The sequence below is a fragment of the Chitinophaga solisilvae genome, assembly GCF_009928525.1.
GTDB lineage: Bacteria > Bacteroidota > Bacteroidia > Chitinophagales > Chitinophagaceae > Chitinophaga > Chitinophaga solisilvae.
Genome location: NZ_JAABOK010000004.1, coordinates 39,906 through 63,159, shown reverse-complemented (window position 1 = coordinate 63,159; position 23,254 = coordinate 39,906). Strand labels below are relative to the sequence as shown.

19 protein-coding genes are annotated in these 23,254 nt (G+C 48.7%); 5 read left to right on the top strand and 14 right to left on the bottom strand.

Annotation, left to right across the window (positions count from 1 at the left end; all coding sequences use genetic code 11):
* Positions 1-135: 135 nt before the first annotated feature.
* The 13 genes from nuoE to GWG06_RS08965 all read right to left on the bottom strand — a co-directional run bounded on the left by nuoE (position 136) and on the right by GWG06_RS08965 (position 15,491).
* Entirely contained in the window at positions 136-600 is a 465-nt protein-coding gene (gene nuoE / locus GWG06_RS09025; protein ID WP_127039187.1) for an NADH-quinone oxidoreductase subunit NuoE, read from the bottom strand.
* A 9-nt stretch (positions 601-609) separates the two neighbouring features.
* Positions 610-2,355 carry an NADH-quinone oxidoreductase subunit C/D gene (gene nuoC, locus GWG06_RS09020; protein WP_160712697.1) on the bottom strand — a complete coding sequence of 582 codons (1,746 nt, stop codon included), beginning with the start codon at positions 2,353-2,355 and terminating at the stop codon, positions 610-612.
* Positions 2,356-2,443: 88 nt separating this feature from the next.
* Positions 2,444-3,082 carry an NADH-quinone oxidoreductase subunit B gene (locus GWG06_RS09015; protein ID WP_127039193.1) on the bottom strand — a complete coding sequence of 213 codons (639 nt, stop codon included), beginning with the start codon at positions 3,080-3,082 and terminating at the stop codon, positions 2,444-2,446.
* A 45-nt stretch (positions 3,083-3,127) separates the two neighbouring features.
* Positions 3,128-3,604 (bottom strand): NADH-quinone oxidoreductase subunit A, encoded by a 477-nt coding sequence (locus GWG06_RS09010; protein ID WP_160712695.1) that lies wholly within the window; start codon positions 3,602-3,604, stop codon positions 3,128-3,130.
* A gap of 235 nt (positions 3,605-3,839) precedes the next feature.
* Positions 3,840-4,283: a CBS domain-containing protein gene (locus GWG06_RS09005; protein WP_127039199.1), complete on the bottom strand. Its 444-nt coding sequence runs from the start codon at positions 4,281-4,283 to the stop codon at positions 3,840-3,842.
* A 227-nt stretch (positions 4,284-4,510) separates the two neighbouring features.
* On the bottom strand, positions 4,511-6,325 hold the full coding sequence (locus GWG06_RS09000) for a glycoside hydrolase family 35 protein (protein WP_160712693.1): 1,815 nt from the start codon (positions 6,323-6,325) through the stop codon (positions 4,511-4,513).
* A 227-nt stretch (positions 6,326-6,552) separates the two neighbouring features.
* Entirely contained in the window at positions 6,553-8,250 is a 1,698-nt protein-coding gene (locus tag GWG06_RS08995) for a GMC oxidoreductase (protein ID WP_160712691.1), read from the bottom strand.
* Positions 8,251-8,365: 115 nt separating this feature from the next.
* Complete coding sequence (locus tag GWG06_RS08990) at positions 8,366-10,063, bottom strand: GMC oxidoreductase (RefSeq protein WP_127037557.1); 1,698 nt, start codon at positions 10,061-10,063, stop codon at positions 8,366-8,368.
* Between the two features lie 72 nt (positions 10,064-10,135).
* Positions 10,136-10,711, bottom strand: coding sequence for a gluconate 2-dehydrogenase subunit 3 family protein (locus tag GWG06_RS08985; RefSeq protein ID WP_127037559.1), 576 nt, complete (start codon positions 10,709-10,711; stop codon positions 10,136-10,138).
* A gap of 271 nt (positions 10,712-10,982) precedes the next feature.
* Positions 10,983-11,732 (bottom strand): L,D-transpeptidase family protein, encoded by a 750-nt coding sequence (locus GWG06_RS08980; protein ID WP_127037561.1) that lies wholly within the window; start codon positions 11,730-11,732, stop codon positions 10,983-10,985.
* A gap of 271 nt (positions 11,733-12,003) precedes the next feature.
* Entirely contained in the window at positions 12,004-12,819 is an 816-nt protein-coding gene (locus GWG06_RS08975) for a hypothetical protein (protein ID WP_160712689.1), read from the bottom strand.
* Positions 12,820-13,145: 326 nt separating this feature from the next.
* Positions 13,146-14,276 (bottom strand): 4-hydroxyphenylpyruvate dioxygenase, encoded by a 1,131-nt coding sequence (gene hppD / locus GWG06_RS08970; protein ID WP_127037565.1) that lies wholly within the window; start codon positions 14,274-14,276, stop codon positions 13,146-13,148.
* 57 nt (positions 14,277-14,333) lie between these two features.
* The gene (locus GWG06_RS08965; RefSeq protein WP_160712687.1) at positions 14,334-15,491 is read right to left on the bottom strand and encodes a homogentisate 1,2-dioxygenase; all 1,158 of its coding nucleotides are present in this window, start codon (positions 15,489-15,491) and stop codon (positions 14,334-14,336) included.
* An 862-nt stretch (positions 15,492-16,353) separates the two neighbouring features.
* On the opposite strand from GWG06_RS08965, the gene thrA reads away from it, so the two are divergent.
* From thrA to rpe, 5 genes are all read left to right on the top strand, one after another.
* The gene (gene thrA / locus GWG06_RS08960) at positions 16,354-18,798 is read left to right on the top strand and encodes a bifunctional aspartate kinase/homoserine dehydrogenase I (RefSeq protein WP_160712685.1); all 2,445 of its coding nucleotides are present in this window, start codon (positions 16,354-16,356) and stop codon (positions 18,796-18,798) included.
* 86 nt (positions 18,799-18,884) lie between these two features.
* A complete protein-coding gene (locus tag GWG06_RS08955) occupies positions 18,885-19,811 on the top strand; it encodes a homoserine kinase (protein ID WP_127037571.1) in 927 nt (308 codons plus the stop codon).
* An 18-nt stretch (positions 19,812-19,829) separates the two neighbouring features.
* Positions 19,830-21,125, top strand: a complete 1,296-nt coding sequence (thrC, locus tag GWG06_RS08950) for a threonine synthase (RefSeq protein ID WP_160712683.1) — start codon at positions 19,830-19,832, stop codon at positions 21,123-21,125.
* A 23-nt stretch (positions 21,126-21,148) separates the two neighbouring features.
* Positions 21,149-22,153, top strand: a complete 1,005-nt coding sequence (locus tag GWG06_RS08945) for a tetratricopeptide repeat protein (RefSeq protein ID WP_160712681.1) — start codon at positions 21,149-21,151, stop codon at positions 22,151-22,153.
* Positions 22,154-22,209: 56 nt separating this feature from the next.
* A complete protein-coding gene (rpe, locus tag GWG06_RS08940) occupies positions 22,210-22,875 on the top strand; it encodes a ribulose-phosphate 3-epimerase (RefSeq protein ID WP_127037577.1) in 666 nt (221 codons plus the stop codon).
* Here the strand turns inward: rpe and GWG06_RS08935 are convergent.
* The gene (locus tag GWG06_RS08935) at positions 22,856-23,239 is read right to left on the bottom strand and encodes a response regulator (protein ID WP_127037579.1); all 384 of its coding nucleotides are present in this window, start codon (positions 23,237-23,239) and stop codon (positions 22,856-22,858) included. The genes rpe and GWG06_RS08935 overlap by 20 nt on opposite strands.
* Between the last annotated feature and the right edge of the window lie 15 nt (positions 23,240-23,254).

Sequence of the window (23,254 nt, the reverse complement as noted above, 5' to 3'; positions counted from 1 at the left end):
TAATTATCTCTGCTATAAAAAAAATTCATTCAAGATTTTTTCATTTTATTATCTGAGAACTTACGCTTACATCTCGTCTCGCTGCTGTCTGCGCTTTTGTCTTCGCTCCTGTAAAATCTCAAATAATCAAATAATTCAGGGGTACCTGTCCAGAATGGACTCCACGTCCTGTTCCGTGATGTCGCGGTAGAGGTCTTCGTCGATCATCAGGGCGGGTGCATGGTCGCAGGTACCGAGGCAGGCGTTGGGCAGCAGGGTGAAACGTTCGTCTGGTGTGGTTTGTCCGTAGCGGATGTTAAGCAGGGAGGTCAGCCTGTCCAGTATTTTCGTATAGCCCATGACGTAACAGCTGATGCTGTCGCACAGGAGGATGACATGTCTGCCAACAGGGCGCCGGAAGATGAGGTTGTAGAAGGTGGCCACGCTGTCCACTTCTGCAGCGCTCATCTCCAGTATCTGCGCAATGTCTGCCACACTTTCGTCAGATACCCACCGGCGCTGCTGCTGAACTATTTTCAATGCTTCAATGCAGGCGGCCTTTTTAACCGGGACGTGCTGCAGTTCATGCGTAATTTTTTCTATTTCGATAGCTGATAACATATGTAATGATTATCGGTCAATATCTGCCAGTACGTAGTCCATGCCACCCAGTATGGAGAGCAGATCTGCCACGGTGTATCCGCGGCTGATCAGCGGTATCATCTGCATGTGGGGGAATGACGGGGTACGGATGCGTGTGCGGTAAGCGGCGGTGTTGCCATCGCTGACGAGGTAGTAGCTGTTCCAGCCTTTGGTGGCTTCTGTGCAGCTCATGGCTTCGCCGGCGGGGATAACGGGGCCCCAGCTTACGTTCAGGAAATGGTGTATGAGTGTTTCGATATCCTGCATGGTATTTTGTTTCACAGGCGGGGTAGCAAGCGGGTGGTGCGACTTAAAATCTCCTTCCGGCATATATTCCAGGCACTGCTGGATGATGCGCAGACTTTGCCGCATTTCTTCCACCCGTACTACCGCGCGGTCGTAACAATCTCCGTTGTCAGCGACCGGGACCTCGAAAGCAAAGTTTTCATAGCCTCCATATGGCCTTTTCTTGCGCATATCCCATTCCAGGCCGCAGGCACGCAGCCCGGGGCCTGTTACGCCCCACTCAATGGCTTCTTCCAGGGTATAGATGCCGATACCTTTGGTACGGGCTTTAAAGAGATAATTCTGCATGACCATTTTGTCGTACTCGCGGAGTTTTGCCGGGAAGTACTGCACGAAGTTTTTCACCAGGGTATCCCAGCCTTTGGGCAGGTCCTGTGCAACGCCGCCGATACGGAACCAGTTGGGATGCATGCGGCCGCCGCAGATGGCCTCAATGATTTCGAAGATGCGTTCCCTGTCGGTGAACATGTAGAATACGGGGGATAGCTGGCCGAGGTCCTGTGCAAATGTGCCGTACCATACCACGTGGCTGGCGATGCGGAAAAGTTCACATAGCATGACACGGATCACCTGGGCTCGCAGCGGCACGTCAATGCCGCCAAGCTTCTCCACGGCGAGCAGGTAGGCGAGATTATTGTTTACGCCGCCGAGATAGTCGATACGGTCCGTATAGGGAATGTAGGTGTGCCACGACTGCCTTTCCGCCATTTTCTCTGCGCCACGATGGTGGAAACCGATGTCGGGCACAGCGTCCACAATGTTTTCTCCTTCCAGTTGCAGGATGATGCGTAAAACGCCGTGTGTGCCCGGGTGTTGCGGTCCGATATTGAGGAACATATAATCGGCATCGTCGCTGTGGCGTTTTAAGCCCCATTCTTCCGGGCTAAACAGCAGGGCGCTCTGCTCCCTGTCAACTTTCTCATCAAAGAGCTTAAAAGGGCCCATTTCAGTAGCGCGTGCCGGATGTTCCTTACGGAGCGGATGACCTTCCCAGGTGGGGGGCATCAGGATTCTTTTCAGCAGGGGATGCCCGTTGAAGCGGATACCAAACATATCAAATACTTCACGTTCATACCAGTTGGCGGCCGGCCAGAGGTGAGTGATGGTATCGGAGGACGGGAAATCGCCGTAGAGGCCAACTTTCAGGCGGAGGAATTCATTTCTGTCAAAGGAGAAGAGGGTGTATACCAGGGTGAAATCATAGGGTTTATGGCCGTTCTGCTCCCTTTTATACGCACGCTCATCGATGGCCGTGAGGTCATAGAGCATGCGATAGGGCATTTTGATTTCGTTTTTCAGGTATTGGAGTATAGCCACAATCTTCTCCTGTGGCGTCCGGAAGGTGGGCGTCTCATCCCGCGTAACCTGGGCTTTAACGGTGTCTTCACCGAAACGGGAGCTTAATTCCGCTGCAATGCTCTCTGGCATAGCGTATTAAGTTTAGACTGTGGAGTAAATATTGTTTTACTGAATCAGGTCATTTTTTCATATATCCGTTACTGTTAGTACGTCATTTTTATATTTCGTCAGGTGTTTTAAACTGTGTCATCTGTTGCCGGCGATCGTGGTTAAGTTCGCGCTGCGATGTTTTCTCCGGCCGTATCACGCCCTGATCGCCGATGACCCAGCTGAGGGGACGTTTTTCCTTACCAACGCTGTCGCGCAGGAGAATGAGTCCCTGCATAAAAGCGTCGGGGCGCGGAGGACAGCCCGGTACATATACATCTACCGGTAAAAATTTATCCACGCCCTGCACTACGCTGTATATATCGTACATACCGCCGGAATTGGCACAGGAGCCCATAGAGATCACCCACCGGGGCTCCATCATCTGTTCATACAATCGTTTGATAACGGGGGCCATTTTAATGAATACGGTACCGGCAATAATCATTACATCTGCTTCACGGGGAGTGCCGCGGATTACTTCAGCACCGAAGCGGGCCACATCGTATTTGGGTGTCATGGCAGTAGCCATCTCCACAAAACAACAGGAAAGACCAAAGTGAAAGGGCCACATGGAATTCTGCCGCCCCCATCCCAGCAGGCGTTCCACGCTGGTAAGCATCACGCTCTGCTGAATAACTTCTTCCATAGAAGTATTGCCGGATACTTTACCCGAAACGTCATTGGCTTTTGTTAACCACCATTTCATGCGTAGAACGTTGAAGTTGAAAAAATAAAATCAACCATTCTGGTGTTACAATACCGCTTGTTGCTGTTGAATGTCCGTGTAGTCGTGTAAGTTAGCTGCGCTGTTTTTTCGCCGTTTTTTGTATGCGCGCAGTATTTTCCTGCCGTCAGGCCCGAAGTCCAGGGCGCCGTTGCGCCATTCATAAATAAGTACAGCCAATAGGATCACAATAAAGACAGATACGCCGGCGAAGCCCGCCCATCCTACTTCCTGGTAGGCGATGGCCCAGGAAATAATCAATACTGTTTCAATATCGAAGATAACGAACAGCATGGCGATAAGATAAAACTGAGAAGGAAAACGAAGTCGTGCAGAGCCGGTGGAAACAATTCCGGATTCATATGCTTCTCCGGTGGCGCGGTCTTTATGACGTTGCCCGAGTACATACGATAATCCCAGTATGAGACTTACCAGTATCAGTACAATACCGCCGTATACAACGAACGGCCAAACAGGGATGGTATTTTCAACAGCGCTTTGCAAGGTGTTCGTCCCTCCAGGACGATTTACTTTAAAAGTTCCGTTATTACCAATCTTTTGAGTCTGCTTTCTAAATGAACTGTGTCTTTAAATCAAAAGTGAACCGAGTCTTCATTCAAACCGTTTGGGGCAGGGAAAATTCATAACGATAGAATATAGCACCTCATAACGGCATAGGCTATATGATAACTGAATTTACAAACAATCCCCGTAAAAAACAAAAATGATTTTGCGATTATCAGGTATGTGTTCCGCTAATGTAACACTCCAGACTGGTAATAATATAGCGCTGATCATCTATAATAAATTTCACCACGTCTCCGATAGAGATCAGGCCTACCAGCCTGTTCTGCTCATCCGTAACGGGCAGGTGACGAATACGTTTATCCGTCATCTTTACCATACAGTCTTCTATTGAATCTTCTTCAGTAACGGTGATAGGACGTTCCGTCATGATTTCACTGATCAGTGTTTCTTTGGAAGCGCGTCCTTTTAAAATGACTCTGCGGGCATAATCTCTTTCTGAAAAGATCCCAAGGAATTTGTCATTTTCGTCTACTACGGTGAGGGCTCCTACATTTCGGTCAACGAGCATCTGCAGGGCTTCAAAAACGGTATTATCCGGACGGATAGAGTAAACTGCATGACCCTTGGCCTGCAGGATATTACGTACTTTTCCCATGGCAAGCCTGTTTTAGAAAGTTAATAAATATGAAAAACCAACTTACCTAAGTTAAGGAAATAAAATGATAAAAAATATGCACTTTGCGTAATATATACACTATGTATAATTACGAATTGCGAATTGCGAATTACGAATGAGGAGCGAAGAACAGAACGGTTATACCAAATTCTTTATCCGCTTAGGTCTTCGCTCCTCATTCGTAATTCGCAATTCGTAATTCGTAATTACTCCAGACTGGTCGTACCCATTACTCCCGCCCCATCTACCTGGTGGAGGTCGAATACAATTATTTCATTGCTGCCTGCTTTCAGCCAGGGTGCCGGGCAGTAAAGACGCTTCTGCGGGCCTATTTCCCAGTAACGGCCCAGGTTATGGCCGTTTACCCAGACGATGCCTTTTTTGAAGGCAGACATATCAATATAGGTATCACCGGTGTTGCCGAGGGTAAAGGAACCTTTAAAAAAACGTCCCGGGCGCTCAGTAGCTGCAGTAGCTGCAGTAGCCGATATGCGGCTGATATCCGGCTCCGTCATCGGTAAACCGTATACATCCCAGTTCATCAGCGTCATACCGTTGAGGACTACACGGTCTGTGATACCTTTACGGTCTATTATAAACTCTGCGAAATTAATGCGCCCCATACCTTCTACGAGGATTTCCAGCACAGGGTTGGGCACATCGCTCTTCGGCAGGTCAATGGATTGCTCTCCCAGCCTTCTGTCTATTTTGCCTATATATTTACCATTCAGGAATATGGTAGCGTAGTCATGCAGATCGCGGATAGCCAGCCTGCCGCTTTTATGTCCGGTCAGGATAGTCTTATACAACATGAAGCCGTAGTCCTGCCCATAGGCTTCAAACGGTTGCGGCTGTACGGAATGCACCGGCTGCGGCAGGTGCTCCCATACTGAAGTAAACGGTGTAAGTGTGACGGCAGGAAAACTGATAGCAGGAACGGGCGCCGGAACAGGAGGCAGCTTCCTGTCTTTGGGCAGATAGGATGCCAGCAGCTGCCGTAAAGCGTGGTACTTGGGCGTTGCTCCTCCCTGTTCATTGATGGGCGCATCATAGTCGTAACTGGTAACGTCCGGCTCATAACCTTTACCACCGGAATTGGCACCAGCCGTATAGCCGAAATTGGTACCGCCGTGAATGACATATAAATTAAAAGATCGTCTGGTATCCATCAGGAACTTCACCTCCCTGACAATACCGTCTGCGCCGGGGCGCTGCCAGGCTTCTCCCCAGTGTGTCAGCCAACCGGGATAAGATTCACTGCTGAATGCCGGCACCTCCGGATTTTGTTTTTTTGCAGCGGCAAAATCAGCTTCAGAGCCTCCAGAATCCAGTCCTATGGCGGCGCCCGGCACACTGCCCGCTTCCAGCATATAAGCAGTAGGACCATCCGCTGTATAAAACGGAATGTCTATTCCGTTATTTATCCATAAATTTTTCAGCGTTTCCAGGTAGTTCCTATCATTACCATAACTGCCATATTCATTCTCTATCTGCATCATCACCACAGGTCCGCCGCTGGTTACGAGCAATGGCTTCACCTCTGCTGCCAGCCGCTCCACATAAGTGTTAACTGCCTGCATGTACCGGGGGTCCATACATCTCACTTTAATATCCGGAATCTGCAGCAGATAAGGCGGCAATCCGCCAAACTCCCACTCTGCACATACATAAGGACCCGGACGCAATACTACCCACATCCCTTCTTCCTGTACTATCCTGATAAACTCTTTTATATTGTGATTACCGGAAGAAAAATCAAACTGCCCCTTTACCGGCTCATGATAGTTCCAGAAAACATAAGCCGCTATTGTATTACATCCCATCGCCTTCGCCATCTGAATACGATGACGCCAGTATTCATGTGGAATTCTCGCCGGATGCATTTCCCCGCTAATCATCTGGTAAGGCTTTCCATCCAGCAGAAAATCAGATTTTCCCAACGCAAAAGAATGACGCTGCCGTTGCTGCGCCTGCACCTGAAAAGCAACAGATATAACAGCGAGAAGAAGAATTTTTTTCATACAAAAATTTGAAGAGGACGAATTACAAATTGCGAATGAAGAGCGGAGACCGGTTTATTTTTTTATTTAGTTATTTGAGATTTATATAAAAGCGAAGAACAGAGCGATTATACGTTAAAAATCCCTCTGTTCTTCGCTTTTATATAAATCTCAAATAACTAAATAAAAAAATAAACCGGTCTCCGCTCTTCATTCGCAATTTGTAATTTGTAATTCGTAATTATTTATTACAAGTTTCCTTTTTTCAGTTCATTCACTGCATGGTCGCATGCTCTTGCGGTGATAGCCATATACGTAATAGACGGGTTTACGCACGAGGAGGAAGCCATGCAGGAGCCATCAGTGATGAATACGTTCTTTGCTTCATGCACCTGGTTAAAACCATTGAGCACGGAAGTTTTCGGATCGCGGCCCATGCGTGCGGTACCCATTTCATGGATACAGTGACCGGGAGGCGGAGCGCTGTCGTAGCCGTAAACGTTTTTCAGTCCGGCTGCTTCGAGCATGGCGATGGCGCTTTCTTTCATGTCTTTACGCATAGCCAGTTCATTCTCTTTGAATTCACAGTCGATGTCCAGTGTGGCCAGTCCGTACTTATCTTTTTTGTCTTTGTTCAGTGTTACTTTGTTTTCGAAGTACGGCAGGTGTTCGCCCCAGGAGCCGATGCCCATTCCCCATTTTCCGGGTTCAGTCTGCGCTTCCTTGAGCTGTACGCCGATACCTTCAAAGCTGGTACCACGCTCTCTTCCGGCGCCTCCCTGATAACCGAATCCACGTACATAATCTTTCTGTTTCGTGTGTTCGTTTACGTTACGGAAGCGTGGAATATAGATACCATTGGGGCGGCGGCCACTATTATAGTACTGATCTTCGAAGCCTTCGAATTCGCCGCCGGCGCCCACACCGAAGTGGTGATCCATCAGGTTATGTCCCAGTTGTCCGCTGTCGTTGCCGAAACCATTCGGGAAACGGTCTGATACGGAGTTGAGCATAATCCAGGAGGTGCCCAGGGTGGAGGCATTCAGGAAAACGATATTAGCGTAGTATTCTACGGTCTGTAAGGTATGGGAGTCCATTACTCTTACGCCCGTAGCTTTCTTCTTATCCTTATCATATAATACTTCCAGCACAATGGAATCCGGGCGCAGGGTGAGGTTGCCGGTAGCTGCGGCTGCAGGGAGCGTTACGCCGTTGCTGCTGAAGTATCCGGTAAACGGACAACCGCGTGCACAGAGATTCCTGTACTGACACGGACCGCGGTCTTTCAACCCTTTGGTAAGGTGTGCTACCCTTCCGATAGTCATGAGGCGGTCGTTGAATTTTTCCTTGATACGTGCCGCCACATGTTTCTCCAGGCAGTTCATTTCCATGGGTGGCAGGAATACGCCGTCGGGCAGTTGCGGCAGTCCTTCTGCCTGGCCGCTTACGCCGATATATCTTTCCACATATTCGTACCAGGGAGCTATGTCTTTATAACGGATAGGCCAGTCTACGCCGTGGCCATCTTTCAGGTTGGCTTCAAAGTCCAGATCGCTCCAGCGATACACCTGCCGGCCCCACATGAGGGAGCGGCCGCCTACATGATATCCGCGCAGCCAGTTGAAAGGCTTGATTTCATTGTAGGGGTTCTCTTTATCATTCACCCAGAATTGCTGCGTAGCCTCATCAAAAGCATAGCAGCGGCTCTGAATAGGATGGTTCTCCCGCATTTCGTTGGAGGTACTGAGATGGTGTTTAAACTCCCAGGGAGCCATCATAGCCGTTTTGTAGTCCTTCACATGTTCCACATTACGGCCTCTTTCCAGCACCAGCGTTTTCAGTCCTTTCTCACACAACTCTTTCGCCGCCCATCCTCCGCTGATACCTGACCCCACCACAATAGCGTCATAGGTATTCTGTTGATCCGCTTTTATATTAAGATTCATAAAAACTTTTAGGATTTGATTATTTGGTTATTTGGTTATTTGAGATTTAATCAGAGCGGAGACCGCTAAGATCTCCGCTCTGATTAAATCTCAAATAACCAAATAACTAAATGAATTACAAGTTGCCTTTTTTCAGTTCTTTCACCGCGTAGTCTGCAGCGCGGGCTGTGAGTGCCATGTAGGTGAGTGACGGATTTACGCAGGCGGCAGATGTCATGGCAGAACCATCGGTGACGAATACGTTCTTCACGGCGTGCATCTGGTTGAATCCGTTGAGCACAGATGTTTTCGGATCGCGGCCCATACGTGCGGTACCCATTTCATGGATAGCCATACCAGGCCAGGAGCCGTTGTCGTATGTTTTGACATTTTTCAGACCGGCAGCTTCCAGCATTTCTGCTGCATCGTTCATCATGTCTATGCGCATTTTCTTTTCATTCTCTTTGAATTCGGCATCGAACTTCAGTACCGGCTGGCCCCATGCGTCTTTTACGGAGTTGTCCAGGGTTACCTGGTTGTCTTCGTAAGGCAGGCATTCGCCAAAGCCGCCCAGCCCCATGCTCCATTTACCCGGTTCGGTGAGCATTTCCTTGAAGTCTTTACCCACGCCCATTTCTGCGATACCGCGGCCCCAGCCGCCGCGACCTGCGCCGCCCTGGTAACCGAAGCCACGGAGGTAGTCGCGTTTGTCGCTGCCGATATTACGGTAACGGGGAATATAGATACCGTTTGCACGGCGGCCGAAATAATAATTTTCATCGAAGCCTTCGGCGGTACCGGAGGCGCCTGTACGAAAATGGTGATCCATCAGGTATTTGCCCAGTACGCCGCTGTCGTTGCCCAGTCCGTTCGGAAAGCGGGAAGATTTGGAGTTGAGCATCACAAAGGTGGAACCCAATGTGGAACCGTTGATGAAGATGATTTTCGCGTAGTATTCAATTACCTCTTTGGAGTGTTTATCGATCACTCTTACGCCGGTAGCTTTACCCTGCTTTTCGTCGTAGATAACAGCGTTAACGATGGAATCCGGACGCAGGGTGAGGTTGCCGGTAGCCATTGCTGCGGGCAGGGTAGACGACTGCGTGCTGAAGTAGGCGCCGAACGGGCAACCGCGGCTGCACAGGTTACGGAACTGGCAGCTGCCGCGGCCAGGCAGTGGTTGTGTGATGTTAGCAACACGGCCCATGGTGATGATACGGCCCTTGAATTTCTCTTCTACCCTTTTCTTTACGTCCTTCTCTACACAGTTCATTGCCATAGCGGGCATAAACTGACCATCGGGCAGCTGAGGCAGACCTTCGCGGGTACCGCTGATACCGGCGAACTTCTCCACGTAATCATACCAGGGTGCAATATCTCTGTAACGGATAGGCCAGTCAACGGCAATACCATCTTTCAGGTTGGCTTCAAAATCAATATCGCTGAGACGGTATGACTGACGGCCCCACATAATGGATTTACCGCCTACGATATCCGGGCGATACCAGTCGAATCTTTTTACTTCGTTATATGGACTTTCGGAATCGTTGATCCAGAATTTTTCGTTGTGCTCGCTGTAAGGGTAGTCGCGGCTCAGTTTAGGATGGGTTTCCCGCTGATCTACGGTGATACGGCCGCGGTGTTTAAATTCCCAGGGATCTTTGGTAGCGGTATCGTAATCTTTTACGTGTTCCAGTTGTTTACCGCGATCCAGCATTAATACTTTCAGCCCCTTTTCGGTGAGTTCTTTGGCAGCCCAGCCGCCACTTACACCGGAGCCAATAACGATAGCATCGTAAGTATTTTGCGCCTGTGCTTTTATGTTCAGGTTCATGAGATATTACGTTTAAGATAAAAGAATAGCGCTCAGCTATACGCTGAGGCTAACAAACGGAAGTAACGGACCTTATATCGCCCAGGCTTTATCTCCTTTTTTGTAAGGAATGCAGCCTTCATATTTACCCGGTACCGGCACGTAGCGAAGCGCCTGTGTGGCTCCTTCCTTGGAAGTAAAGTAGCCAAGCAGCGTCAGCTCTTTCAGGTACTGGAAATAATGCGTAGGATCGCCTTCCTTTTTATCTTTACGCTGGTTGTATTCCACACGTTCCTTATCTATCTCCGTCAGCAGTTCTGTACGTTGTTCAGGCGTGAGCTGCATGAAGTCTTTCTTGAACTTCTTTTCGCTGGCGGCATCAATTTTTTTCAGCCCCTCCAGGAAGTTCTGCTGATCTTCTTTCTTGTAACAGTCGTTCATCATGGTAACGATGAACTCGTCCACCTTCGCGGCTTTTGCGCCGGGAGTGGAAGTGGTGGGAATAATAGTTTCCGCAATTTCGGCCAGGAGTGCTTTGGTGGCCGGTTTGTTTAATTCATAATTTTTCGGAGCGGAACCTGTGCAGCTTTCTAAGGCTGATAACGTGGAAGCGGAAATGGCAGTACCCAACAAAATCGCCACATTCCTGATTGCGTCTCTTCTGTGCATAACTAGTAAATTGATTTGACCTTCGGACAAGTTTCAAAAAAAAATTCTAAAAAACAAATAAAGCCGCTAAATATCTGAGATTTGGTTATTTGAGATTTGGTTATTTGAGATTTGGTTATTTAAAATGCAGCAGAGATTCAGGCGAACAGGATTTCTGGCTGTATTTTAAAAAAGAAATAGCCTTTAGCGGGTCGGCTGTCAGTGGTGACTGAAAGCTAACGGCTAAAGGCCATTGAATATTTTGTGAGAAGCTGCGGGGCAGCCGTTTTTTTTACATGATATATTTCCCCTTGTCATCCACCAGCACTACCGGGAGGCGGTGATGCTTCTCGAAATAGTCGTAGGCGGTTTTAAGTTCCACCCAGAACTGCTGGGAGGTGTTGTCTGTCAGGGAGAAATTACCGAGGTAGTCCATAGAGCGGATGTTACCGAACTTTACCGGGAACACATGCACCGGGATGAAGTCCTGGCCGGCGTTTTTAGCGTTTACTGCCAGTATGTACACTTCATCGATGAAGGCATCCGTTAACGGGATACATCCTACGGTGATGCAGTTGCCGTGAATATAAATTTCGCCGCCCGGCCTTTTCGGATCGCTCAGGATACGGTCTGAGAAGTTAGGGTAGTTAATGCCCAGCGACAGGTGATAGTTACTGTTCGGGTTAAAATCATTGATATAATAAAACCCTTCCGGTACCTGGCGGTCGCCTTCCCTGCGTTTCGGACCCATTTTTCCTGACAGGGTACAAACCCTGTAGGACTTGAACAGACGGAAGGTATCTGCCGGGGAATTTTTCACCCAGATCTCCATCTCGCTGTCCAGTTTGAATGAACGTACGAAAATATATTTAGCGGGATATGTCAGCCCTTTCTTCTCAAACTCCTTTTTCAGCATTTCTTCTTTTTCCCGGTATGCCTCCCCTACTTTGGGAAACATTTTCTGGTTATCGAGGAAAGACTGCTGGGCAGATACTGTGCCGGCTGTCAACAACATCAAGGCTGCTACTACTAGTCGCTTCATATCTTAATCACAAAAATTTTAACTTTTTACACCAGATTTATATAAGCAAGATAAAACAACAATAACGCGAAAATAAAATAAATAATAATACTTACCTTCTTATTCGCTATCCTCAAAATATAATGCTTGTGGCCCTGATAGATGAGTGCAGCCGTAAATAACTGAAAAATCCCACCCAATAAAAATAATACGCCGAACAGCGTTTGTGTACTCATAGAAAACGGAACTATTGATATTTTATTATCTGTAAAGTTACGTGTTTCTGCCGGTTTTAGAGCTTCACCCACTCAAGTTTTACGGTGCCGGCATCCAGTCCGGAGGTAAAGGTGGCGCGCACCGGGAACTTATCCGCATTGTAGGCATAGGTATAGGTGCTGGTGATTACACGCGAAGAATGCGGACTGCTCAGGGATTCTGTGAGTACGTTGTGAGCCGACATATTCGCCGGATTAGGGTCCAGGATATATGCAAGTTCGGGCAGCAGTTGCTGCGGATTCTGCCTTTTATCGTAGGTATAGCTGATGGAAGAAGTTACCACAAACCTGCTGTAGCCGGGCTGTTTGCCGTAGTTATCCATTTGGGTAACATTACCTTCCTGGTCCCAGGTGTATTGCTGATAGCCGCTGCTGACCAGCAGGCCGGCTGCATTCTGCGTGAACTGGCGGCGGACAGCCAGCTTTCCGGCATCATTGTAAACCAGTGAGTCGCAGGCATACACAGCATTGTTGCGGTAGTAGCTGATGCTGCTGATTCTGTCTCCTTCATAGGTAAATGCGGCATTCAGGTCACCGGTGGCGGCCTGCGCGTCATCGGCAAAAAGTGTTTTCACCAGGCGGCCGTTTTCGTATACAGGTAACTGTACATCGTTGTAGGCAGCATTTTCTGTTTTACGCTGCTGTACAATTTTCCGGATGGTCTTGTCCGCATTGTATTCCACGGTCGTCTGCCCTGCCGGAGAAGATATTTTGTGCAGATAGGTGCCGCCGGGATTGTCTTTACCGGTATGGGCACGGAAGGAGGATGTTAAGGCTGCAGTGGCCATTAACATAACAAAGGTCGCCCCCTGGGCGAGATACTTGTTGAGCATAGGTTACAAATTTTAATTTTATGATATACTACTAAAGACTGGCTATTATGGTTAGATACATGTTCACAATAACAGACTCAACGACATACATGTACGGACAGAAATGAAAAATGGATTTAGCAGTAACAAATACTTAATATTAGATATATAAATATATTTTAAATATTAAATATAACAAAATGGAGAAAAAAAATCCGCCCCGGCGAACGGGGCGGACAGCAGTTTTGAAATGTTGTAGCCTTTTTGGGTGATCGTGTCACCGGGCTTTCTATAGGAGCAAGTAACAAACAACAGGCGCCTCCGCATGCGGAGGCGCTGTACATTCTTTATAAGTTGCCGCGCAGGGCCTGTTCTCTTTCAATAGATTCGAACAACGCTTTAAAGTTGCCCTTCCCGAAAGACTGCGCCCCTTTGCGCTGAATAATCTCAAAAAATACCGTCGGCCTGTCCTGGATAGGCTTGGTGAAGATCTGTAACAGGTAGCCTTCATCATCGCGGTCTACCAGGATACCCAGTTTACGCAGCGGCTCCACTTCCTCGTCAATCTTCCCTACTCTTTCCAGCAGTGTTTCATAATAGGAATCAGGCACGGTCAGGAATTCCACCCCGCGGGCCTGCAGCTCAGTTACTGTTTTCACGATGTCGTTGGTAGCGATAGCAACGTGCTGTACGCCAGGGCCACCGTAGAAATCCAGGTATTCTTCAATCTGTGACTTCTTTTTACCTTCTGCCGGTTCATTGATCGGAAATTTCACACGGCCGTTACCGTTACTCATCACCTTACTCATCAGGGCAGAATATTCGGTAGAAATATCCTTGTCATCAAAGGACAGCAGGTTTCTGAAGCCCATGGTACGCTCGTAGAATTCTACCCAGGTATTCATTTCGTTCCAGCCTACATTGCCCACGCAGTGGTCAACGTACTGCAGACCTGTATCAGCCGGGTTGTATACGGTTTTCCATGCTTTGAAACCAGGCAGGAAAGGACCATTGTAATTTTTACGTTCGATGAACAGGTGTACTGTTTCACCATAGGTTTTAATACCGCTGCGCACTACTTCACCGAATTCATCTTTTTCCACTACCGGCTCCAGATAGGGTTCTGCACCGCGTTTCACGGTTTCTTCAAATGCAGAACGCGCATCGTCTACCCACAGCGCCAGCACTTTCACACCGTCGCCGTGCTTGCTCACATGACGGGTGATTTCACTATCCGGCAACAGGGAGGTGGTCAGTACAAAACGGATTTTGTTTTGTACCAGCACATAGGAAACCCTGTCTCTCACACCGGTTTCCGGACCTGAATAGGCAACTGACTGAAAGCCGAAAGCTGTTTTATAAAAGTGTGCCGCCTGTTTGGCGTTACCTACATAAAATTCTACGTAATCAGTACCGTTCAGCGGCAGGAAATCCTGCTGACCTGTTGCATTGGAATTATTTACTACTGCGGTTTCCATAATTCTGTTTTTTAGACTTTGTTGTTTCGTTATTGTTTTGGTGTTTGTTGTTGTAACTTATTCGGCCCAGCTCATCACATAACTGTCGTCTTCTATACCCAGGGCTGCTTCTGTGATCTGCAGGGGATGGAAGGTATCTACCATCACTGCCAGTTCTTTTGTTTCCTTTGCGCCCAGGCTTTTTTCCACCGCGCCCGGATGCGGGCCATGCGGAATACCTGCCGGATGCAGCGTAATCATACCGCGTGTCACATGCTTACGGCTCATAAAATCGCCGTCTACATAATACAATACCTCATCGCTGTCGATGTTGCTATGGTTGTATGGTGCAGGAACGGCCTGGGGATGATAATCGAACAGACGCGGACAGAAGGAGCACACCACGAAGTTGTTGCCCTCGAATGTCTGGTGTACCGGAGGCGGCTGATGTACCCGGCCGGTGATCGGCTCGAAATCATGAATGGAAAACGCAAACGGGTATTCGCAGCCATCCCATCCGATCACATCAAACGGATGATGTTTGTAATGAATCGGGTAGATCACACCTTTCTTTTTGATGCGGATCAGGAAATCACCTTCCTCATCAAATGTTTCCAGGTGCTGCGGCTGTCTGATATCCCTTTCACAGAAAGGCGCATGTTCCAGCAGCTGCCCGTATTTACTCAGATAACGTTTCGGGTAACGCAGCGGGCTAAACGATTCTACAATGAACAGGCGGTTGTTCTCCGTTGCAAAAGTGATCTGATAGATCGTTCCGCGGGGAATCACGAGATAATCTCCGTAGCCGAATTCCAGTTGTCCGTACTGTGTTTTCAGTACGCCGCTGCCTTCATGTACAAAGATCATTTCATCACCGTCTGCATTTTTATAGAAGTAATCCGTCATGCTTTTACGCGGCGCTGCCAGTACAATATGCAGGTCACTGTTCACCAGTACGGCCTTGCGGCTTTCCAGAAAATCGTCTGCTGCCTTGATATCAAACCCCTGAAAGCTGCGGTGTTTCAGCATTTTCTCTTCTGCCACTTTAGGCGCAACGGAATAAGGCTCATCTACTTTTACAATCTCCGTAGGCGGATGACAGTGATACAATAAACTGGAGTTGGAAGAAAACCCTTCTGTTGAAAACAACTGCTCCGAATACAGCGCGCCGTCCGGTTTCCGGAACTGGGTGTGACGCTTGTGCGGTATCTGTCCTAGTTTATAATAATGTGGCATAACTGGGTATTTGCTTTGGTGTGTATATTATTACAGGAATTGTGCTGGTGTATGATTGAAATTATTGGTGTATGATTAGCCCTGATAAACGAACGATTGCTTAAATACTATAACGCAGCAGATGCTGTTTGTGTTAAGGTATTACAACCGGTAAAAATTGTACGCATGTGCAGTAATGAGAACGGAACATTCCGTCATTACAAAGTTACGCCTTATTAACAGGAAGAACGGCCGGCAGCGGCTGTTTCGGAGAAGTTATGCCATAGCCGAATCCATGGCCAGAGTAGCCATGAGGAAGTAGTAGTTCAGTTGACTATTGCTTGTATATTTCAGTGAAACGGACAAGTGGCAATTATGTTTTAGACGTCTAAAGTTAAGGATATTTTAATTGCATCCAAGTAAAATTATTTATTCGCTTATTCTTTATATTTTTGCTTTGTTTGTCACAAAAATGTCTGACGAAGTATCATTTCAGTGAAGTTATACATATTGCAACTTTCACTAAAATGCACAAAAATAGAAGACATGCTGTCACAAAATCAAAATAACCCTATTTCATTAGCCAAAAATTAACAAACAACGCCTTTTTTAAAATATTTCAAAATATAGACACACTCCTTTTATTTACCAATGAAAATATAGACTTTTGTTACATAATCGTCATAAAACAATAGTGCGACCGATAACCACATATCAGATTCTCTTCGCTCCCTTCTCCCAAAGGGTGTGCCTGAGCACTATTATTACATCCACTATTACAACCCCACTGCGGGGTTAGTTTTCACATATCATCCAACGACCACCCAGGTGGTACCCAACCGGAAAGGACCCGGAATATCTCTTCGTATAAACTTTATCCATTATGCAAGTATTAAAATTTGGCGGCACCTCAGTAGGAAGCGCCAAAGCCATTGAACAGGTTTGTAACATCCTAAAAAATCATAAGCCCGGCGGGAAATTTGCCATCATTGTATCTGCCCTCGGAGGTACTACGGACAAGCTTATACGTTGCGGACAACTCGCAGGAGAAGGACAGGAACAATACAAAAGCGTGCTGCAGGAGATTGAAAACAGGCACCTCGACACCATCCGTGAATTATTCCCCATCACTGCGCAAAGCGGTATGATCAGCCAGCTTAAAAAGAAACTCAACGCCCTTGAAAACCTATGTGACGGCATCTTCCAGGTCGGAGAACTCAGCCCCCGTTCCCTCGACAAAATCATGAGCTACGGAGAACTGATCTCCTGTGTTATTGTCGCTGAAAAACTCAAACAACAAGGTTTTTCTGCCACCTGCAAAGACAGCCGCCAACTTATTGTGACCGACAACAGCTTCGGTCATGCTACCGTTAATTTCCAGCTTACCAATCACCATATACAGGAATACTTTGCCCAGCAACCTGCCGACTACGTAGTACTGCCGGGCTTTGTTGCCGCTACCCCGGATGGCGAAACCACCACCCTCGGCCGGGGCGGCTCCGATTATACTGCCGCCATTGTTGCCGCCGCTGTTCATGCAGAAGTGCTGGACATCTGGACAGACGTCAGCGGTATGATGACTGCCGACCCCCGTCTCGTATCGCAGGCCATCCCCATCGCGCATATCTCCTATGAAGAAGCCATGGAGCTGTCGCACTTCGGGGCTAAAGTCATCTACCCTCCTACCATCCAGCCGGTAATGGATAAACGTATTCCTATCTGGATCAAAAATACCTTTGCACCGGAAGATTACGGTACACTCATCAAAGACAGCGCTGAACGGACTTTCCCGGTTACGGGCATCTCCGGCATTCAGCATATAGCCCTGCTTACCCTGGAAGGCAGCGGCATGGTGGGCATACCCGGTTTCTCCAAAAGATTATTTGAATCGCTCCTGCGGGAACGCATCAACGTTATCTTCATTACCCAGAGTTCTTCTGAACACTCTATCACCGTAGGCATTCACGAAACAGATATGCTCAAGGCCAAAACAGCGGTGGACAGCGAGTTTGCGCAGGAGATACTGGAAAAACGCATCGAACCGCTGCTCGTAGAAAAAGATCTGTGCATTGTAGCCGTAGTAGGCGACAAAATGAAGAACCACCACGGTACCAGCGGCAAGCTGTTCGGCACCCTCGGCCGGAACGGCGTGAACGTGAGAGCCATCGCACAGGGATCTACCGAGAAAAACATCTCAGCGGTTATTAATAAATCAGACATTAAAAAAGCGCTGAACCTTATCCACGAAGCCTTCTTTGAAGCGCCGCTGAAACAGGTCAACCTCTTCATCGCCGGCGTAGGCAACGTTGGCAGCAAACTGCTGGAACAACTGCAGCAACAGCAACACTACCTGCAGGAAGAACTGGGACTGCAGATCCGGGTGGCTGGTCTGGCTAACAGCAGAAATGCCCTGTTCAGCAACTACGGCATCGGACTGAACGACTGGAAAAATCAGCTCGCACAGGGCGATCAGCTGGATATTGCCAGCTTCACAGAACAGGTGAAATCCATGAACCTGCGTAACAGCGTTTTTGTTGATAATACTGCCAGCAGTGAAGTCGCCGCCACCTATCACGAATTCCTGCAACACGGTATTTCCGTTGTTACCTGCAATAAAATTGCCTGCTCTTCCGACTATGAATATTATAAAAAGCTGAAGGACCTGGCACGTAAATACAATGCATCCTTCCTCTTTGAAACCAATGTGGGCGCAGGTCTTCCGGTAATCAACACTCTCAATGACCTGGTGCGCAGCGGTGATAAGGTACAACGGATAGAAGCTGTCTTATCCGGCAGCCTCAACTTTGTATTCAACCATTTTGTCAACGGCGCCAGCTTCCGCGATGTAGTGCAGGCCGCACAGGACGAAGGTTACACCGAACCTGATCCGCGCATTGATCTCAGCGGCAGGGATGTGATGCGTAAAATCCTCATCCTGGCACGGGAAACAGGTGTTGCCATGGAAATAGATGATATCACCAATCATTCCTTCCTGCCGGAAGAGTGCCTGTACGCACCGTCTGTAGCCGATTTCTATCAGGAGCTGGACGTACATGCCGCACATTTCAGGCAGCTGTATGAAAATGCTGCAGCAGCCGGTAAGCGCCTGAAGTTTGTAGCCAGCTATGAAGACGGCAAAGCATCCGTAGGCCTGCAGAGCGTTGCGCCCGATCATCCGTTTTACAAGCTGGAAGGGAAAGACAACATTGTGCTGTATACCACCAACCGGTACCAGGAGCAACCCCTGATTGTGAAAGGAGCCGGCGCCGGCGCTGATGTTACCGCTTCCGGTATTTTCGCGGATATTATCCGGTCAGCCAGGTTGTAACACCGGGTTATCTCATTATTAATAATGTATCACAGCATTGTTTGCATACAAAGTAATATCTACATTAAACTATTGAACCCACCTTTATGGAATGTATAAAAGTTTTTGCTCCCGGCACAGTGGCCAACGTAGCCTGCGGCTTCGATGTAATAGGACTGGCGATGGATGCCCCCGGCGACGAAATGATACTGCGCCGCAGCAGTGAGCCCGGTATCCGTATCACTGCCATTCATGGCGCAGACCTGCCGCTGGACCCGGCTAAGAACGTAGCCGGCGTGGCTATTCAGGCGTTGCTGCAGAAGCACAATCAGCCGGATACCGGCATCGAAATAGAGATCTTCAAACATATTCATCCCGGCAGCGGCATTGGCTCCAGCGCCGCCAGCAGCGCAGGCGCGGTAGTAGGCGTGAACCACCTGCTCGGCGAGCCCTTTACCAAAAAACAACTGGTGCGCTTTGCCATGGAAGGCGAAAGGCTTGCCTGCGGCTCCGCGCATGCAGACAATGTGGCGCCGGCTATCCTGGGAGGTTTTACACTCGTGAGAAGTTACCGCCCGCTGGATATCACGACTATTCATACACCGGAAGAACTATGGGTTACCGTAATCCATCCGCAGATAGAAGTAAAAACATCCGATGCCAGAGAAATACTGAAACAAAAAGTACTGATGACAGATGCCATCCGTCAGTGGGGTAATGTAGGTGCATTGGTTGCCGCTTTATACCAGGAAGACTATGACCTCATCAGCCGTTCGCTGGAAGACGTGATCGTAGAACCGGTAAGGTCCATCCTCATTCCTGCCTTTCATGAGCTGAAGCTGAAATGCAGGGAAGCCGGCGCACTCGGCGGCGGCATCTCCGGCTCCGGCCCTTCTGTATTTATGCTCAGTAAAGGAGAAGCCAACGCGCGCAATGTAGCGGAAATGATGAACAACATATATGCACCGCTGGGAGTAGACTATAAAATTTATGTTTCCCGTATCAACACTGCCGGTGTAAAAATAATTGACTAACACATTAATCAGAGAACCATGCAATATTTCAGCCTACAGAATCCGGCACACAGCGTATCTTTCGAAACAGCCGTTGTACAGGGGCTGGCTCCGGATAAAGGATTATATTTTCCGGAACAGATTCCTGTTCTCCCCGACAACTTCATTGCTAACCTGCACGACTATACGGATCATGAAATCGGATATGAAGTAATACGCGCTTTTGCAGGCGATGAGATTCCTGCAGAAGCCCTGAAGCAGATTGTAAAAGATACCCTGCACTTCCCGTTTCCTGTACAGAAGGTATCCGGACGTACCTACGCACTGGAATTATTTCATGGTCCTACCCTCGCATTTAAAGATGTAGGCGCACGGTTTATGGCCGGCTGCCTGGGCTACTTCCGCAGAAATGCCGACAAGCCGGTAACCGTACTGGTAGCCACTTCCGGCGACACCGGCGGCGCCGTGGCCAGCGGCTTCTACAACGTTCCCGGCGTAGATGTGGTGATCCTCTACCCTTCCGGGAAAGTAAGCACGCTGCAGGAAAAACAACTGACCACACTTGGTAATAATATACGTGCGCTGGAAATCCAGGGTACGTTCGACGATTGTCAGCAGCTGGTGAAGACTGCCTTCCTGGATGAAGAGCTGCAACGCCGCCGCCAGCTCACTTCTGCCAATTCCATTAACGTGGCGCGCTGGCTGCCGCAGATGTTCTATTATTTCCTGGCATTCAAACAAATGAAAGCAGCGCATCACAAACTGGTATTCGCCGTACCCAGCGGCAATTTCGGCAACATCTGCGCCGGCATGATGGCCGCCGCTATGGGACTTCCCGTATCCCACTTTGTGGCTGCCACCAATGTCAACGATACCGTACCCCGGTTTATGACCACCGGCCAGTATACTCCCGGCAAAGCGGTAGCAACACTATCCAATGCCATGGACGTGGCAGATCCCAGCAACTTCGTACGGGTGTTACAGTTATTCGGCAACAGCCTGCCTGCCCTGCAGGAAAAATTCACCGCCATCAGTTTCAACGACCAGGACACTGCCCGTACCATGGAGCAGGTATGGAAAGAATATCACTACATGCTGGATCCGCACGGAGCTGTGGGCTACCTGGGGCTGCAGCAGTACCTGGAAACAGCGCCGGACCTGACAGGCATTTTCCTGGAAACGGCCCACCCGGTAAAGTTTGAGGACACTGCACCGCCAGCTATCCGGGAAGATATCCACGCACCTGCCAGGATACTATCTTTATATAACAAGGAAAAGGTTTCCACCATACTGCCTGCTGATTATACCGCATTCAAAAACTGGTTAATGCGCTAAGGATTTCTTAGTTTTGGCGATGTATGAAGAATTATTTTCCTGTCCTGTTTGCTGCCATAGGCTTAGCTGCCTGTAATGGCGCGCAACCGAACCAGTCACCGGCCAAGGATTCCGCGCTTTACAGCGATATTATCCGGCCGGTGACAGATTCTATCCGGCAATTCCCGGATCAGCATGCCCTGTACTACCGCCGCGCCCTGCTGCTTTTTAATACCAATCCGGCACTGGCGCAGGCGGATTTCGAAAAGGCCGCACAACTGGATCCTGCCAATCCGGAATACTGGGCCGGCGCCGGCGAAGCCGCACTGGTAGAGAATAAATATCCCGCCGCCGCTGCCAGTTTCTCCAAAGCGCTGGCTAACGCTCCCGGCTATACGTATCTGCAATACCGGCTGGCAACAGCCCTGATAGAAAATAGGCAATACGGAGAGGCAGACAGCCTCGCTAACGTACTCGCACAAACGAAAGATGCCCGCGACAAAGCCTTCTATCTCAAGGCCCGCATGGCAGAAGATAAAAACGATACTGCCGCCGCCATCACTCATCTTACAGCAGCGGTAAAGGCCGCAGGCGACCATCCTGAATTTGAAGCCGTCATGGAACTGGGCGATCTGCTGCGTGCCCGCAAAGCGCCGGCTGCTATTGAATATTACACACTGGCCTGGCAGCTCGACACACTGAATGCCGCACCGCTGTACGATGCCGCGCAACTGCACGAAGTACTCGGACATACCGATCAGGCAATAGCCACATACCGCAGATGCATCGTACTCGACCCCGGCTACTCTCCCGCCTGTATGGCGCTGGGCAAGATTTACAGCGACCGGAAAGACTGGAATAATGCGCTCGTTTATTACAAACTCGCGGTGAAGTCTGCGCCTACAGACGCCTGGGCCTATTATCAGCGGGCGCGCTGCGAAGAACAGCTGGGCATGAAAGCAGCTGCGCTGGAAGATTATGCAAAAGCCGCTTCTTTCAGAAAAGACTTTAAAGAAGCAAGGGAGGCGATGGAAAGGTTGCATCATTAGGCATCCTGTATTTCATCTTCTTCCAAAAAAAATTACCTTAGTTAAAAATACTGCCCGTGGAAAGATCTCCTGTTTTAGTGGCGCCATCATTGCTGGCAGCTAATTTCCTCGACCTGGGGAAAGATATTGACATGGTGAACCGCAGCGAAGCTGACTGGTTTCATCTCGACGTGATGGATGGCCGTTTCGTACCTAACATCAGTTTCGGCTTACCGGTGATAGCCCAGATAAAAAAGGCCGCACGCAAACCATGCGATGTACACCTGATGATTGAAGAACCGGAAAAGTATGCGGCAGACTTCCAACAGGCAGGCGCAGATATTTTGACGGTACACGCCGAAGCCTGCATTCACCTGCACAGAAATATACAGCAGATAAAAGGACTGGGCATGAAAGCCGGTGTGGCCCTCAATCCGCATACGCCCGTGGTGGTGCTGGAAAATGTGATCCGGGATATTGACGTAGTGCTGATTATGAGCGTGAATCCCGGTTTTGGCGGACAAACCTTCATCGGGCAGTCCTATCATAAAATAAGACAGCTGAGCCAGTTAATAAAGGACACGAATGCCCATGCGTTAATAGAAGTTGACGGAGGTATCAGTCCTGATAATGCAGCAAACCTCATCCAGGCAGGCGCTAACGTGCTGGTAGCCGGTAGTGCGGTTTTCTCTTCTCCCGAACCTGAAAAAACAATCGCTGCAATTAAGAGAGGTGGGCGATAATTTCCCTGGATAGCGGCTTGGTGAGATAACCATTCACAACACTGTAATTTCTCACCCTTTCTTTGTCTTTCTCGTCAATAGAAGATGTCAGTACAAAAATCCGGATCTGTTTGGGCAGTTCTGTATGAAAATCGCTGTATGCATCCAGGAACTCCCATCCATCCATAATGGGCATGTTGAGGTCCAGCAAAATCAGGTCAGGCAGGGCTTCAGCGTTATCCGCATGCTGGCGGATATGATCCAGTACATCCTGGGCATCTGAAAACACCCGGATATTGGCGCTTATCCCCTGCCGCTCTATCATAATCCTTGCGATCTGCTGATGAATAGGATCGTCGTCAACAATAAAAATCATATTGATCATAAAGGGGAAAATGGA

Coding starts and splice junctions, on each gene's coding strand:
- thrC (WP_160712683.1), top strand. CDS start 19,830: ATGCAATATTTCAGCCTACAGAATCCGGCACACAGCGTATCTTTCGAA.
- GWG06_RS08945 (WP_160712681.1), top strand. CDS start 21,149: ATGAAGAATTATTTTCCTGTCCTGTTTGCTGCCATAGGCTTAGCTGCC.
- GWG06_RS08955 (WP_127037571.1), top strand. CDS start 18,885: ATGGAATGTATAAAAGTTTTTGCTCCCGGCACAGTGGCCAACGTAGCC.
- GWG06_RS08995 (WP_160712691.1), bottom strand. CDS start 8,250: ATGAATCTTAATATAAAAGCGGATCAACAGAATACCTATGACGCTATT.
- GWG06_RS08935 (WP_127037579.1), bottom strand. CDS start 23,239: ATGATCAATATGATTTTTATTGTTGACGACGATCCTATTCATCAGCAG.
- GWG06_RS08990 (WP_127037557.1), bottom strand. CDS start 10,063: ATGAACCTGAACATAAAAGCACAGGCGCAAAATACTTACGATGCTATC.
- GWG06_RS09000 (WP_160712693.1), bottom strand. CDS start 6,325: ATGAAAAAAATTCTTCTTCTCGCTGTTATATCTGTTGCTTTTCAGGTG.
- thrA (WP_160712685.1), top strand. CDS start 16,354: ATGCAAGTATTAAAATTTGGCGGCACCTCAGTAGGAAGCGCCAAAGCC.
- nuoE (WP_127039187.1), bottom strand. CDS start 600: ATGTTATCAGCTATCGAAATAGAAAAAATTACGCATGAACTGCAGCAC.
- GWG06_RS09015 (WP_127039193.1), bottom strand. CDS start 3,082: ATGAAATGGTGGTTAACAAAAGCCAATGACGTTTCGGGTAAAGTATCC.
- GWG06_RS08965 (WP_160712687.1), bottom strand. CDS start 15,491: ATGCCACATTATTATAAACTAGGACAGATACCGCACAAGCGTCACACC.
- GWG06_RS08985 (WP_127037559.1), bottom strand. CDS start 10,711: ATGCACAGAAGAGACGCAATCAGGAATGTGGCGATTTTGTTGGGTACT.
- GWG06_RS08980 (WP_127037561.1), bottom strand. CDS start 11,732: ATGAAGCGACTAGTAGTAGCAGCCTTGATGTTGTTGACAGCCGGCACA.
- GWG06_RS08975 (WP_160712689.1), bottom strand. CDS start 12,819: ATGCTCAACAAGTATCTCGCCCAGGGGGCGACCTTTGTTATGTTAATG.
- nuoC (WP_160712697.1), bottom strand. CDS start 2,355: ATGCCAGAGAGCATTGCAGCGGAATTAAGCTCCCGTTTCGGTGAAGAC.
- GWG06_RS09005 (WP_127039199.1), bottom strand. CDS start 4,283: ATGGGAAAAGTACGTAATATCCTGCAGGCCAAGGGTCATGCAGTTTAC.
- hppD (WP_127037565.1), bottom strand. CDS start 14,276: ATGGAAACCGCAGTAGTAAATAATTCCAATGCAACAGGTCAGCAGGAT.